Origin of the sequence: Thermoanaerobacterium sp. RBIITD (assembly GCF_900205865.1) — a bacterium.
Taxonomy (GTDB): Bacteria; Bacillota; Thermoanaerobacteria; order Thermoanaerobacterales; family Thermoanaerobacteraceae; genus Thermoanaerobacterium.
Window position 1 is genome coordinate 842,501 of the sequence record NZ_LT906662.1, and the last position, 14,522, is coordinate 857,022.

16 protein-coding genes are annotated in these 14,522 nt (G+C 32.5%); all 16 read right to left on the minus strand.

What is annotated here, in order from left to right; genetic code table 11:
- Positions 1–29: 29 nt before the first annotated feature.
- The 16 genes from CPG45_RS04055 to CPG45_RS04125 all read right to left on the minus strand — a co-directional run bounded on the left by CPG45_RS04055 (position 30) and on the right by CPG45_RS04125 (position 14,488).
- Positions 30–686 (minus strand): hypothetical protein, encoded by a 657-nt coding sequence (locus CPG45_RS04055; RefSeq protein WP_096230742.1) that lies wholly within the window; start codon positions 684–686, stop codon positions 30–32.
- Positions 687–741: 55 nt separating this feature from the next.
- Positions 742–1,845, minus strand: coding sequence for an ABC transporter ATP-binding protein (locus CPG45_RS04060; RefSeq protein ID WP_096230743.1), 1,104 nt, complete (start codon positions 1,843–1,845; stop codon positions 742–744).
- 13 nt (positions 1,846–1,858) lie between these two features.
- Positions 1,859–2,752 (minus strand): carbohydrate ABC transporter permease, encoded by an 894-nt coding sequence (locus CPG45_RS04065; protein ID WP_096230744.1) that lies wholly within the window; start codon positions 2,750–2,752, stop codon positions 1,859–1,861.
- A gap of 11 nt (positions 2,753–2,763) precedes the next feature.
- Positions 2,764–3,678, minus strand: a complete 915-nt coding sequence (locus tag CPG45_RS04070; protein ID WP_096230745.1) for a carbohydrate ABC transporter permease — start codon at positions 3,676–3,678, stop codon at positions 2,764–2,766.
- A 59-nt stretch (positions 3,679–3,737) separates the two neighbouring features.
- A complete protein-coding gene (locus CPG45_RS04075; RefSeq protein ID WP_096230746.1) occupies positions 3,738–5,126 on the minus strand; it encodes an ABC transporter substrate-binding protein in 1,389 nt (462 codons plus the stop codon).
- A gap of 118 nt (positions 5,127–5,244) precedes the next feature.
- Positions 5,245–6,150: an N-acetylmuramic acid 6-phosphate etherase gene (gene murQ, locus CPG45_RS04080; protein WP_096230747.1), complete on the minus strand. Its 906-nt coding sequence runs from the start codon at positions 6,148–6,150 to the stop codon at positions 5,245–5,247.
- Between the two features lie 31 nt (positions 6,151–6,181).
- On the minus strand, positions 6,182–7,030 hold the full coding sequence (locus CPG45_RS04085) for a MurR/RpiR family transcriptional regulator (protein WP_096230748.1): 849 nt from the start codon (positions 7,028–7,030) through the stop codon (positions 6,182–6,184).
- Positions 7,031–7,414: 384 nt separating this feature from the next.
- Positions 7,415–7,564 carry a nucleotidyltransferase substrate binding protein gene (locus CPG45_RS17345; RefSeq protein ID WP_255405168.1) on the minus strand — a complete coding sequence of 50 codons (150 nt, stop codon included), beginning with the start codon at positions 7,562–7,564 and terminating at the stop codon, positions 7,415–7,417.
- A 111-nt stretch (positions 7,565–7,675) separates the two neighbouring features.
- Positions 7,676–8,761: a DUF871 domain-containing protein gene (locus CPG45_RS04095; RefSeq protein WP_096230749.1), complete on the minus strand. Its 1,086-nt coding sequence runs from the start codon at positions 8,759–8,761 to the stop codon at positions 7,676–7,678.
- An 84-nt stretch (positions 8,762–8,845) separates the two neighbouring features.
- Complete coding sequence (locus CPG45_RS18130) at positions 8,846–9,172, minus strand: PTS transporter subunit EIIC (RefSeq protein WP_096230750.1); 327 nt, start codon at positions 9,170–9,172, stop codon at positions 8,846–8,848.
- A 378-nt stretch (positions 9,173–9,550) separates the two neighbouring features.
- Complete coding sequence (locus CPG45_RS04105; protein ID WP_096230751.1) at positions 9,551–10,861, minus strand: 6-phospho-beta-glucosidase; 1,311 nt, start codon at positions 10,859–10,861, stop codon at positions 9,551–9,553.
- Complete coding sequence (locus CPG45_RS04110; protein WP_096230752.1) at positions 10,854–11,186, minus strand: PTS lactose/cellobiose transporter subunit IIA; 333 nt, start codon at positions 11,184–11,186, stop codon at positions 10,854–10,856. Before CPG45_RS04110 ends, CPG45_RS04105 begins: the two co-directional genes overlap by 8 nt.
- A gap of 14 nt (positions 11,187–11,200) precedes the next feature.
- The gene (locus CPG45_RS04115) at positions 11,201–11,437 is read right to left on the minus strand and encodes a PTS sugar transporter subunit IIB (protein ID WP_255405133.1); all 237 of its coding nucleotides are present in this window, start codon (positions 11,435–11,437) and stop codon (positions 11,201–11,203) included.
- On the minus strand, positions 11,400–11,504 hold the full coding sequence (locus CPG45_RS17875; protein WP_255405134.1) for a PTS sugar transporter subunit IIB: 105 nt from the start codon (positions 11,502–11,504) through the stop codon (positions 11,400–11,402). Before CPG45_RS17875 ends, CPG45_RS04115 begins: the two co-directional genes overlap by 38 nt.
- 47 nt (positions 11,505–11,551) lie before the next feature.
- Complete coding sequence (locus CPG45_RS04120; protein ID WP_096230753.1) at positions 11,552–12,961, minus strand: glycoside hydrolase family 1 protein; 1,410 nt, start codon at positions 12,959–12,961, stop codon at positions 11,552–11,554.
- A gap of 48 nt (positions 12,962–13,009) precedes the next feature.
- Positions 13,010–14,488, minus strand: a complete 1,479-nt coding sequence (locus CPG45_RS04125) for a family 1 glycosylhydrolase (protein ID WP_096230754.1) — start codon at positions 14,486–14,488, stop codon at positions 13,010–13,012.
- Positions 14,489–14,522 lie beyond the last annotated feature (34 nt).

A 14,522-nucleotide genomic window follows, 5' to 3' on the forward strand; every position in this document is an offset into this window, starting at 1 on the left:
ACTTTCACTTAAAATAAATTTGTAAAAGATTATTCTTCGTTATTGTCTTTATACTTCAAAAGCAGATTATTATATAAATTTAAAAGGAATATCGAAAGCATTCCAGCGAATAATAATGGCACACTTACAATTGTTATTAATAACAATGCACTAACCGTTATAATTTGTACAAGCGAACCAACTGTATACAAGCCGTTATCAAGAAACAGTTTGACTGATGTATTTATAGTCACAATCATTTTTTTGTCTTCATTAATAAGGCATGGTAAAAAGTATATTTGTGATAGAATGATAAACAAAAAGAGATATGTTTGGATAACTGCAATAATAAATGCGAAAATTGTCCTTACCTTGAAATAATACCACCATGATGACACGGGTATCATAACAAAGAAAAATAGCAATATACTGTAAAGAAAAGCTCTAAAATAAAATTTCTTTATCCCGGTAAAAAACATACTATATTTAAATGGTTTTCTATCTATCCTTTGCTTTAATGCATACATTACACCTGCAAATGATGGTACTGCTGTTAATATGAGATAAAATGGTGCAATATATGGTGTAAATAAAAATATTGCCGGAGATATCAATATAAACCACATAATACTTATTAAAACTACATTAATTATATTTTCATAAATATCATGGCCGCTTTTTACAAGTACATTGCTAAGACTATTCAATCTTTATTCCTCCATACCTAATATTTTTTATGAATTTTAAATACATGATATAGTTTTACAACAATGTATTTCCAGTAGCTTTATCAAACAAATATATCTTATCCATATTAAATACTATTTTCGCGTCGTCACCAGAAGTAATTCTGCTTTGTGGATCAACTTTTGCCGTAATAGTTGTACCATATTTATCAAAGTATAAGAGATTTTCAGAACCCAACTTCTCTACAACTTTCACATATGCATCAATTTCTGCTCTGTTTTTTACATTCTGTACTAAATTTGCATCGTAAATATCTTCAGGCCTTATGCCAAGAATTAATTCTTTTCTATTTATGTTTGATATTATTTTTTTGTATTTATCAGGTAAATTTAATACTGTGTTATTTATTACTATTTTACCATCATCTATCTTGCAATTTATAAAATTCATAGATGGTGCACCGATAAATCCTGCAACAAATATATTTACAGGTCTATTATAAAGTTCGTCAGGTGTTGCAATTTGCTGTATTACACCTTTATTCATAACAACAATTCGTTGTCCCAGTGTCATCGCTTCAACTTGATCATGTGTTACATAGACTATTGTTGTCTGAAGCTTTTTGTGAAGCTCCGCAATTTCTACCCTCATTTGTACCCTTAACTTTGCATCAAGATTTGATAATGGCTCGTCGAAGAGAAAAACCTTAGGATTCCTGACTATGGCACGGCCAACAGCGACCCTTTGCCTTTGTCCACCTGATAGTTCTCTCGGCTTGCGGTCAAGTAGATCCCCAATACCAAGTATTTCTGACGCTTTTTTTACTTTCTCGTCGATTTCCTTTTTAGGCACTTTTAAATTCTTCAATCCAAATGATAAGTTTTCATAAACTGTCATGTGGGGATACAATGCATAATCCTGGAATACCATCGCAATATCCCTTTCCTTTGGATGCAAGTTATTCACAAGTCTATCACCTATATATATATTCCCCATTGTCTGTTTTTCAAGACCTGCTATCATCCTCAACGATGTAGTCTTACCGCAACCTGATGGCCCTACAAATACCATAAACTCTTTATCATTTATTGTAAAATTAGCATCATTAACAGCTTTAACTTTCCCTCTTTTTTCATCAATAAATTCTTTTGTTACATGTTCAAATATGATCTTAGCCATATATTTGTCCTCCTCATCCCTTTATTGCTCCAATAGTAATACCTTGTAAGAAATACTTTTGTAATGCAAAGAATAGTATAAACATTGGTATTGATGCAATCACAGCGCCTGCCATCATTGGTCCATATTGTGTACTGTCCGCAAACTTAAATGATGTAAGACCAACCTGTATTGTCCTCATTGCACTTGTCTTTGTAACAAGAAATGGCCAGAAAAAATCATTCCATTGTCCAACAAATGTAAAAATACCCATTACTGCTAAACCAGGTTTTGCAAGTGGTAATATGACTTTTCTATATATTCCAAATTCCGTACATGCATCAATTCTTGCTGCATCAATCAATGTAGAAGGTATTGATGTCATGTATTGTTTCATAAGAAATATATTGTATATAGAAACAAGGCTCGGTAAAATAATTGCAAAATACGTATCAGACAAATTAAATACATTTACAACAAGAACATATAATGGTATCAAAGTTACTTGTCCCGGTATCATTATTGCACACATCAATATCCAAAATATAGTATTTCTTCCTGGAAATCTGAGTTTAGAAAATGCGTAACCTGCCATAGATGCAAATAATACATTCGATAGAGTAATAACCGATGCTATAAAAAGTGAATTAAAAAGCCATCTCATAACATACTTGTTGAATGTAAAAAAGTATTTATATGAGGCTAAGGTGAATTCTTTCGGTATAATACTAAATGTCATGTTAGCTGATAAATTTGGATCCATAAAAGATGATGTAATCATCCAATATAGAGGAAATATTGTAAATATTGACCACAATATTAACAAAGTATATATCAATGTTCTTTTCACGTAAAAAGAAGTACCCTTTTTCTCTTTAAATATAGGAATTTCATTATCTTTTTTAATTAATTCAACAGAAGTATTCATAAAAATTCCTCCTAATACTCAACGTCAGAGCCAAGATATTTAAACTGCAAGATTGAAACACCAACAATAATTATTGCCAATACGAAAGACTCTGCCGCTGCAAAGCCAAAGTCAAAATATTCAAATGCATCTTGATATATAAGATATGCTATTGTTGTTGTAGCATGGTTCGGTCCACCACTTGTCATAAGATATGCTGTCATAAATACTTGAGATGATCCAATTATCCCTGTTACAAACATATATAATGTAGTTGGCTTTAATAATGGCCATGTTATATTTCTAAATTTTGACCATGTGCTTGCGGCATCTATTTCTGCTGCTTCATATATCGTTTTTGGAATACCTCCAAGTGAAGCGAGATATAGAATTATTCCACTACCATGGCCACCTATAAATGTCATAAGCATTAATGAAAATAACGCGATATCCATTCTTCCAAGCCAATTAATATTTGGCATGCCAAATAAGTGAATAACTTTGTTTAATAATCCGTCTGGTGTAGGATCATACATAATTAGCCATACTAAAGACATTGTAACACCTGAGGCAACTGCGGGAAGATAAAATGATGCCTTAAAAAATGTCTGTGCCTTTTTGCCAAGTTGAAATATTAAAAGTGCAAGTCCTAATGATATCATAATATTAACCGGTACTGTACCTACAGTATAAATAAATGTATTATAAAGCGCCTTTAAAAACAATTTGCTTCTTAATATTCGCGCATAATTTTCAAATCCAATCCATTGTGATCCCATTACCTGATATTGTTGAAAGCTCATAATAAAAGCTCTTAATAGAGGATATAGTGTAAATGTAAGAAATAATAAAACTGGAAGCGCAATAAAAATATAGCACCATCCATAGTCTATTATAAATTGCTTAACTTTTTCCGATTTCGCGGGATATCTAATAATATTTTGCATAATAAACTCCCCTTATATTAATATTCAGCTTAAGGGCTTACGCCCTTAAGCTATTAATATCATTCGCCTAACATTTCCTGTGCAGCATTCTTTACATCTTGATACATCTTATCTGGTGTAATATCACCGCCTAGTAATGCTGGATATTCTGCCTTAATTACCTGATCATATAATTTTTGAGCTTTTTGTGCTTTTGCTGGATCGATTTGTACAGGTGGTAATACATTCTTAAATAATCTATCAACTTCTGCCTTATTTTCTGGTTTCATCGTGTATTTATCTTTCCACATTGCGTCACCTGATTTAGTAACTTGTGGTAAGCAGAGGACTTTCGCAGATACACCTGCTTCGCCTGATGTCAGGGCAACAAGTACTTTTGCTACGTTCTTTAAATGCTGTTCTTGACTTACAGGGCCGCTGTAGTTCTTTTGTTTGTACATTGAATAGCCATCAACACCACCAATAGTAACAGCTTTTTGTCCTTGTGCATGTGGCTCGGGAAGTAATACAAAATCAACTTCTTTTTGTCCGGCAGGTGCTGTCTTATCTTGTACTTTTTTATTGTTATCACCTATAACAACTTCATAATATGGCATTGCTTTTCCAATTATCATTGCCTGCTCTGTGTAGAAATACTCCATTCTCTTCTGTGGTGTGATCTGATTCGATTCTTTCGGCATAATTCCTTCATCTATCATTGATTTTATAAATTTCAATGTCTCTAAGAATTTAGGATCTGTATACATGAATTTACCATTCTTGTCCATTATATATGGCAAACCATTATTTGCATTCATATGATCTAATAGTTCTGTAATATCAGTACCAGCACCATGGAATACAAACCCATATTGCTTCTTTCCATCTGCATTTATTTTCGTTCCTTTTTTAGCAGCTTCTTTAAATTCATCCCATGTCCATCCATTTTCTTGAATCTTCTTCCAATCAATGCCAGCTTCTTCAAGAAGCTTTTTATTTCCAGCAATCGTATGGATTTTCATGTAAAGTGGTAATCCGTAAAGTTTACCTCCGACTTTCATGTATTCTAACCCTGTTGGATAATAATCACTTAGTGCTTTTTTGTCTATGTATTTATCAATGGGAACAGCAAGACCTGTTTGAACATATTTTGCTGATGGTACTACAAACATTAAATCTGGTGGGTCACCTGCATTTATAGCTGTATCAAATTTTGTTACACCTTCTGCCCATGATAGGTCTTCTCTCTGTATCTCTATATTAGGATTTTTGCTTTCAAAATCTGCCTTTATTTTTTCAAAGTTTTGCACATAATCTTTTTCTACTGGAAATGTCCATACCTTAACAATGTCCTTCTTTGTCGATGTTGTACCCCCCTGCGAGTTTTCTGATGTCTTTGAGCAACCTGCAAGTATTGATGCTATCATCGCCATAGCTAATAGAATTGCTAATATTTTTTTTAACTTCATTTTTAAACCCCCTTATATTATTTAACCGGATATCCGGTTATTGACATGATTAAATATAGTAAAACTTTACATCCATTAACAACTCAATTAAACTTAAAAACCAACATTATCTTTCAAATCACCACCTTTCACTAAGTTTAATTGCCTTAGCTATATATCCATCTGACAATTTTAAAAGTTCCTGGGCTTTCATCATATCAAGACCAGTTACTATCATTAAAATTGTAAGTTTAACATTGTAGTGTGTTTTTTGTAAAGTTTTTTTTATTATTTCATCATCCTCTCCTGTTGCAAGTTTAACAATTCTTTTTGCCCTTTCTAATAATTTTTCATTATTTGCCTGTACATCCACCATCAAATTGCTATAAACTTTGCCAAGTTTAATCATTGTACATGTTGATAGCATATTTAAAACTAGCTTCTGTGCTGTACCTGCCTTCATTCTCGTTGATCCCATTATCACCTCTGGCCCTACAACAGGTGTTATCATAACATCAACTACATCTGAAAAACCTGCCTCTGGATTACACGATAAACCTATTGTAAATGTGCCAACCATTTTGCAATACTCTAAAGCGCCTATTACATATGGCGTTCTTCCACTTGCGGCTATTCCAACAACTGAATCATTTGCAGTTAAATTTATGTTTATCAAATCCTGCTTTCCAGCGTCTTTGTTATCTTCGGCACCTTCCACTGCATTTCTAATAGCTTTATCTCCACCTGCTATTATTCCAACAACAAGATTAGGATCTGTGCCATATGTTGGTGGACATTCAGATGCATCTAAAATACCGAGCCTCCCGCTTGTACCAGCCCCTATATATATAAGCCGTCCCCCTCTTTTCATCCTCTCAACAATACCATCGACTGCCTTAGCAATATCAGGTACTACTTTTTCTACAGCTATTGCAACTTTTTTATCTTCATTATTTATCTTTTTTAGCATATCTATGGTATCAAGTTTATCAATATCCATAGTATCTGGGTTTCTACCCTCAGTTATTAATTTTTCAAGATTCATTACATCAGCCCTTTCATGGAAGAAAGTAAATTTACTTATATGTCTTTCGCATTGATAGTACTTCGCTGGTATTCTCAAGATATTTTACAACATCATTGTATTTTTTCCTTGCGACAAGTATAAATAGTATGTCAATAACACTTAATTGTGCAATTCTTGACGCCATGGCAGCAGACCTAAACATCGCTTCTTCAGATGATACAAAGAGATTAATATCTGCTACTTTAATAAGAGGAAATTGTCCAAGTTTGCTCAAACTAATAGTTGTTGCACCTGAATTTTTAGCTACTTTTATTGCCTCTACTATTTCTTTAGTGCAGCCAGAATATGAAATCCCAAATGCTACATCACCTTTCTCTAAGTTTGCTGCCGATGTTAGTTGAACATGTGTATCTTGATATGCTGTACATGGTATATTAATCCTCAGGAATTTGAGCATTGCATCATATGCAACAATACCCGATGCAGCAACACCATAAAAGTCTATTTTCTTTGCATTTGACAATGCCTCAACAGCATCATTAATACTATCAACGTCAAGCAAAGAGATAGTACTATCAATTGCCTGTTTGTTAAAATTCGCTATTTTTTGAATAACATCTGCAATATTATCGTCATCTGTAATACCGCCATCAAGCTTTTTTGCCTGTTTGGATAAAGATGCTGCTATGCGAATTTTTAGCTCTTGAAACCCTTTTAGCCCAATTGTCCTGCAAAATCTGACTATGCTTGCTTCACTTGTATCACAAGCCTTTGCAAGCTCATTAATCGTTAGTTCTGTCACAGTTGCAACATTTTCCATGATGTATTTTGCAATCTTTTCTTCTGATGGTTTGTAAGATGGTCCAAGTTCTTTAATGGCCATTAAAATGTCTTGCATATATACCACCCTTTACATTTTGTAAACATTTTATCTATATAATAGATATTCGACACATTTTGTAAAAATCCTTCTTATTATTTAAATTTTTTTGTAGTTTTTTTTCGTAATAGATAAAATAAAAACGCCTTAAAACATACCAACGTTTTAGGGCGCCATCGCTCATAAAAATTTATTTAATTTATTTAATTTGATTATATAATAATATTGTAAGCTTGTCAAGTATTCTATGCAAATTTTCTCACCTTTATCGGTTTTGCTTACTATATATAACTACACCTTCTTTTTAGATGTTTTCAAGAAGCTTTTTTTATGCCATTTGTTAACATCTTATTATATCTACTTTTATATCTACTTTACAAATACCTACAACATCATCAATATCTATTTAATTCCACCATCCTCAACAATTCCTGTTGTAATAGCTTCTATGAATATTTCTCTCGGAAACCTAATATCTTCACCACATTCATATTTTATAAATACTTTCATCAATTTCCACACCAATTCATAAGTAAACTCAAACCGCTTAATAACTAAATCATATACTTATTAATCAGCATTTTTCTCGTTTAGAACTTCTTCTAGTCTAAATTGTCGAATTTTTTTCTTATACTCCATTAAAAATATAAAATGCTTAATCTTTCAAATTTTTTTAAACCTAAATTTTGTTCCTGGTTTAATTAAATCAACCAGAATATGCTCATCATCAGGTATATAACCAACTACATTAACTCTATTATCCTTTGACATATTCGACATACATATATTTAGTTCACCCGAGTATCTCTTAAAGCCATTATTGTCTATAGTAACACTGTATTTTTCTCTTCCTATGCAATTATGAGCATATATTTCTGAAGTATTTTTAAAACACATTCTTGATTCTTTTGATCTTACTACATATTCAGATGCATCGAGTCTATTCGTATGAATGGTATTAAATATTATATTTTTTTCAATTTCAGACAAGCAATCGTAAGTAATAATCTTTAATTCAATTACATTTTTATCAATCGAAGTCACTGATTTTATTTCATCTTCGTGAGCATATGCATCCCCAAAATATATATCATCAACTAATCCAGAATATATAAAATATTTTGCAGCTATTTCAGGATTTAAATTTCTATGATTCTCGATTGTTGGTAAACCTTCATATATTGGTCCTCTTTTGCCTTTCTGCGACGGTATGAATGCAGATACCTTTAATCCATATCCTTTAATCATCTTTGTCTGTTCTACGAAAAACCTATATGACAGACCAGTATATGGTTTTGGATAAAAATTATGACATGTTCTTAGATTTCTTATATTTGCTCCTTTCTTTATTAAATCCTCGATTAATTCTTTCTTTATAGTACTTGCATTTAATTCAATTCCAATATTAAATTTATTTTTAGTCATTATAGCAATTTCATTTGGTAAAAATCCATAATCGAGCCTGAGGTAATCAAATCCTAATTCGTAAAATGCAGATAAATTATCATAAGTCGAACCAACAATATTTAAAATTTTAGGAGATATATCTACTGTTATTTGCATATTAAATGATTTTATATACTTTATTAGCTTTTTTATTTTTTTTAATTTTTCTTTATAATTTATTTCTAGCATATTGAGTGATGTAAATACTTTTTCTACACCATTTTCTTTTGCTAATCTTATATATTTCATATTATTCTCTAAAGTAAATTCTTCATTTGAATATATTGATACTCCTATATTCATTTTATTAGCTCCTTAATAGTTCTTTTATTAAAACATTATTGAATTTTTTTATTTGATTATATTTTATCAAATAAAAGCACACCTCTACAACAGAATCCAATAAAGTCGTTCATGAATCCCTACTGTCCATAATAAACACATTATTAATACATGAATACATAATCCCCATATTGTGTTTAATCCAAATACTAAAAGGCTAAAAATTATTTGTAAAAATTTAGTAATATCAGAGCCAATTGATACTTGAATAAACCATATTAACAATATAACAGCTGCAACTGGCAAAAGTGATATAAAAGAATTGGCTATGGCAGGTATAATTCCTTCGGGCAATCTTATGACAATATTTTTCTTAAGAAATAGGTCAGATTTCCAACAATACAAGACATAAATGGGAAAGGAGAATTCCATATTATCCTCTTTGCACTATTCCTTTTGTCCTCGCATTTATATTTGTATGGATGCCACCGGTTGGGATTTTGTGCAATAATATAGCATTATTCTTCGTTTTTATGTTAGAGGCACTGCACTATTCCTCATTATTAGGATACTTGTTGTATAGAAATTATGAAAAGAAAAGTTTTTGTAATTATGAAATTATCGAGTAGGAGCTGAATAATTATTTCATTCAGCGTCCTCTCACACCACCGTACGTACCGTTCGGTATACAGCAGTTCATTAAGATTTAATGTACAATTAGATATCTTTTTGATAAACTCTTGTAACCTATGCCTTCGAGGTATTTATTTGTAAGAGTCATATTGAGTATTGAATTAAAATTTACTTATTTCATTTATATTGCGGCAAGTAATATATGTTCTCTCTAATAATATCATCGAGTATTTTTTTAGCTACGGTTAATGATGGAACTAAAGGATGTATTGTTAAAGCTTGAAGTGCAGTATAGTAATCGCCTGTCACACCAGCTTCGATTGTTAATTCCTCATACGCCTTAACAGACTGCATTAATCCTCTTATCTTTGTCGGCACATGACCTATATTTATTGGATGTGCACCATTTCTATCTATCACCGCATTTGTTTCTATTACTACATCATCAGGCAGATCTAAAATTGTTCCATTGTTTTTTACGTTAACTACTTGTATATCTTTTTTGTTGTTGTATATAGAACTTATAAGCGAACACGCAGCATCAGAGTAATGTGCACCGCCTCTTTTTTCAAGTTGTGGCGGCTTTATATTGAGGTTCGGATCTTTATATAATTCAAATAATTCTTTTTCAAGTTTTTTTACCTGTTCACCTCTTGTCCCTACCGTCGCTGCATCTTTCTTTTCTTCTTCCAACATTTTATCAGTTAAATAATAATACCTATGATATGGACACGGATACATGCCAAGCGATTTAATAAACTCTGGCTCCCATGGTAAGTCAGGCACATTTTTCATCGACATTGACTTACCTCCAGCAAAACTGTCTATTAATTTTTCTGTGATGTCTTCACCATCTAAATACACATGTGTACCCCATACAAGATGATTAAGCCCTGCAAAATCTATCGATACTCTTTCTACATCTACATCTAACATTTCTGCAACGCCATATACCATACCTATTGGAACATTGCAAAGTCCAATTGCTTTTACATTTGTATGTTTTAAAACCGTTTCTGTAATTATACCTGAAGGATTTGTAAAGTTAATAAGCCATGCATCTGGAGATAGTTCTTCTATGTCTTCACATATATCAAGTATGACCGGTATTGTCCTCTGAGCCTTTGCAAATCCGCCGGGACCTGTCGTCTCCTGTCCTATTACATCATATTTTAAAGGTATTTTCTCATCTCTGATTCGTGCATCTAAAAGTCCAACCCTAAACTGTGTAGTTACAAAGTCTGCATCTTTTATTGCTTCACGCCTATCTAGAGTTAAATGAATATTTATATCCACGCCTGCTTTTTCAACCATGCGCTTTGCAAGATTTCCTACTATCTCTAGTTTCTCTTTCCCCTCTTCTATATCCACTAAATATAAATCTTTTACGGGTAATTCATCATATCTTTTTATAAAACCCTCTATTAATTCAGGTGTATAGCTAGAACCTCCTCCTATTGTAGATATTTTTAAACCCTTTTTAGGCATTTAAAGAATTCTCCTTCTTATTATTTAGTGTTTTATAAATTTCAATCATCTCTGTAATCAATTCTTTAGCAAGAATTGCTGTCATTAGATGATCTTCTGCGTGCATCAATAAAAGTGTAACTTCTTGTTTATCGCCAGATGCTTCTTTTTGTATCATATCTGTTTGTATATGGTGAGCTTCTAGTAGTTCTTCACTTGCATTTTTTATATAATTTTCAGCTCCAAGTATATTTCCTTCTCTTGCACATTTTAATGCCTCAAAACATAAACTCCTAGCATTACCTGCATGCGAAATTATTGTAAATACAATTTGTTCAAAATCCATATTTACGCCTCCATTCATTTTAAAAGCTGCAAAGCAAGTTCCAATGTTTTTTTACCATCAACCAAACCATATACTTGTATTGGTATAGTTGTACATTTTTTACCTTTAGACTCTATTATCTTTTTTGCCCATTTTTCTTTGTATTTGACTTGTGGTCCTAACAAAAATACATCATAATTATCAACATATTTTTCTAAATTTTCAATAGGTTCACTATCTATTGTTATCAGCATATCCACTTTCTCTAGCATATTTTTTCATCTTATTTACAAGTAAACTTGTTGACATACCTGCTGCGCACATTAACAATATTTTCATTATACATCTCCTCTTTCTATTTATTAATTATTTAAGTTTACAAATAATTATAGCTTATCTCCATTAGATTCTATAACATTTTTGTACCAATAAAAACTCTTTTTCTTTATCCTTCTTAAGTCCTTTAAATCAAATTCGTCTCTATTGACATAGATAAAGCCATAACGCTTGCTAAATCCTTGATGTGTGCTGACAAGGTCAATAGCTGACCAAGGACAATATCCTATTAAGTTTACACCATCAGTAATCGCTAGCTTAGCTTGTTCTATATGCTTACGTAAGAAATCAATCCTGTAATCATCATTTACTACATCGCCTTCCTCTAACTTGTCATAAGCACCTAAGCCATTTTCTGTTACTAATAAAGGCAAATTATATCTTTCATTTAATTCTCGCAATGTACTGCGAAAACCTATAGGATCAATTTCCCATCCGAATTCTGTTTTTTCTAAATACGGATTAGAAACTCCTCTGTATACTCCAGGTTCTCCAATTGCAATCTGCTGATCTCCTGTGGAATTTTTATCGGAAGGATCATTCTTACTCTCAGCTACAGTTGATGTTGAGTAATAGTTAAATGCGATAAAGTCAGGCTTTCCACTTTTTAAGATTTCCATATCTCCTTCTTGAATTATCGGTGTATATCCTTTCTCCTCCATATAGTTCCATGCTATACTATTGTATCGCCCAAACACAGCTGCATCTAAGTACAGCCAGTTGCGAATTGACGAGAAGTTTGAAGCAGCTAATACATCTTCAGGCTTAGAACTAGCGGGATAGATTGATATGATATTTGGCGCAGGACCAATTTTTGCATTTGGACACATTTCATGGCATAGTTTCATCGCTTTTGCCTGGGCCAAAAGCATATGGTGGTTCTGCTGATACAATTCTTTTTGTGGATTTTCTATTTTAGAATCAACAGTTCCAAGAACTGCTCCGTATAAAATCATCATATTTTGTTCATTAATTGTTAACCAATATTTGACGCGATCGCCAAAATATTTAAATAAAGTTTTAGCGTAGTTCTCATAAGCATCTATCGTATCTCTATTTGACCAACCGCCCTTTTCTTGCAATGCATATGGCAAATCAAAGTGGTACATTGTGACAATAGGTTCAATATTATGTGATAGCAATTCATTAATTAAATCGTTATAGAATGCAATACCTTTTTCATTTATTTCCCCTGTGCCTTTCGGATAAATTCTTGTCCATGCAATAGAAAAGCGATAAGCTTTAAGACCCATTTCTGCAAATAAAGCTATATCTTTTTTATATCGATGATAATGATCACTAGCTACTTTAAAATCTGATGTTCCCTCAGGATGCTTTCCCATATCAATGACAGATGGTCCTTTTCCGTCTTCATTCCATGCCCCTTCTACTTGATATGCTGATGTGGATGCTCCCCATAAAAAGTCTTTTGGAAATGGTTTTAATTTTGAGTGATTCATTGTAAATCTCCTTTCTCAATATAAATATACAATAATCAGCTTTTCCAATTAATCTAAATCTTCCCCATTTGTTTCAATCACCTTTTTGTACCAATAGAAACTATCTTTCTTGCTTCTTTCCAATGTTCCATTTCCCAAATCATCACGATCAACATAAACAAATCCATACCGTTTCTTCATTTCTCCAGTTGAAGCAGAAACCAAGTCAATGCATCCCCACATCGTATATCCCATCAAATCAACACCATCAATATTTATAGCATCTCTCATTGATTTAATATTTTTGCGCAAATAATCGATACGGTAAGTATCATGTATGCTTCCATCTTTCTCTTTTTTATCATCCCATCCAATGCCATTTTCTACAATCCATAAAGGTTTATGGTAACGATCATATAAAGTATTTAATGCAATTCTTAAACATGCTGGATCAGTAGCCCATCCCCATGCATTTGTCTCTAAATATGGGTTTTTTACTCCCATCATAAAATTACCGCCGCTTTTGTCAACTTCTTCATGTGTTGTAACTGTAGTCGAACCATAACAAGAGAAACTTAAAAAATCGGCTGTATACCTTTCAATAAGCTCAAAATCTTCAGGTTCTGTATCCAGTACAATACCTTCTCTTTCATATTTTTTCAACCGATAAGCTGGATAATGTCCGCCTGTCTGTACATCTGAATAGAATAATGTTGTCTGAGTCATTTCCATAACCTTTAATTGATCATTAGGATCACATGTATAAGCATAAATTGGCGGATACGCCAGCATTTGTCCTACTTTTATATTTTCATTAATTTCATGTGCAGCTTTTACAGCCTTTGCACTTGCAACAAATTGATTGTGAGCTGCTTGTGCTTTGTTTTGAGGTGATGGATCAGACAATCCACCTGCAACAAACGGTGCGAACTCCATACAATTAATTTCGTTAAAGGTTAGCCAGTACTTTACTTTTCCTTCATAATGTTTAAAAACAGTTTTTGCATAATTTTCAAATAAATCTATACATTTTCTATTTGACCAGCCGCCATATTTAATTGTTAATTGAATAGGTGTCTCAAAATGTGATAATGTCACAAGTGGTTCAATGCCATATTTTGCACATTCATCAAAAACTGCGTCATAAAATTTCAAACCCTCTTTATTAGGCTCTGCATCATCGCCATTTGGGAAAATACGTGCCCAATTCATACTTAAACGAAAGGTCTTAAAGCCCATTTCGCCCATATATGCGATGTCTTCTTTATATCGATGATAAAAATCACTTGCAACATGGCTTGGATAGTATTCACCATCAATTACTGCAGGAATACAATCTTTAGGGAATTTTACATCTCCAAAAGCAACCTCTGAACCCGTTTCACCAGTTTTTACATTTCTATAAGTCACTCGACGAGGAACCGTAATAGAACCTGCTGTCATAACGTCTGCTGTGTTGATGCCCTTCCCTCCTTCATTCCATCCACCTTCATACTGATTGGCAGCAGTTGCGCCACCCCATAAAAAATTCTTAGGAAAACCTTTCATTATAACAATCCTCCTATCTTTTATTTAAAGTTAT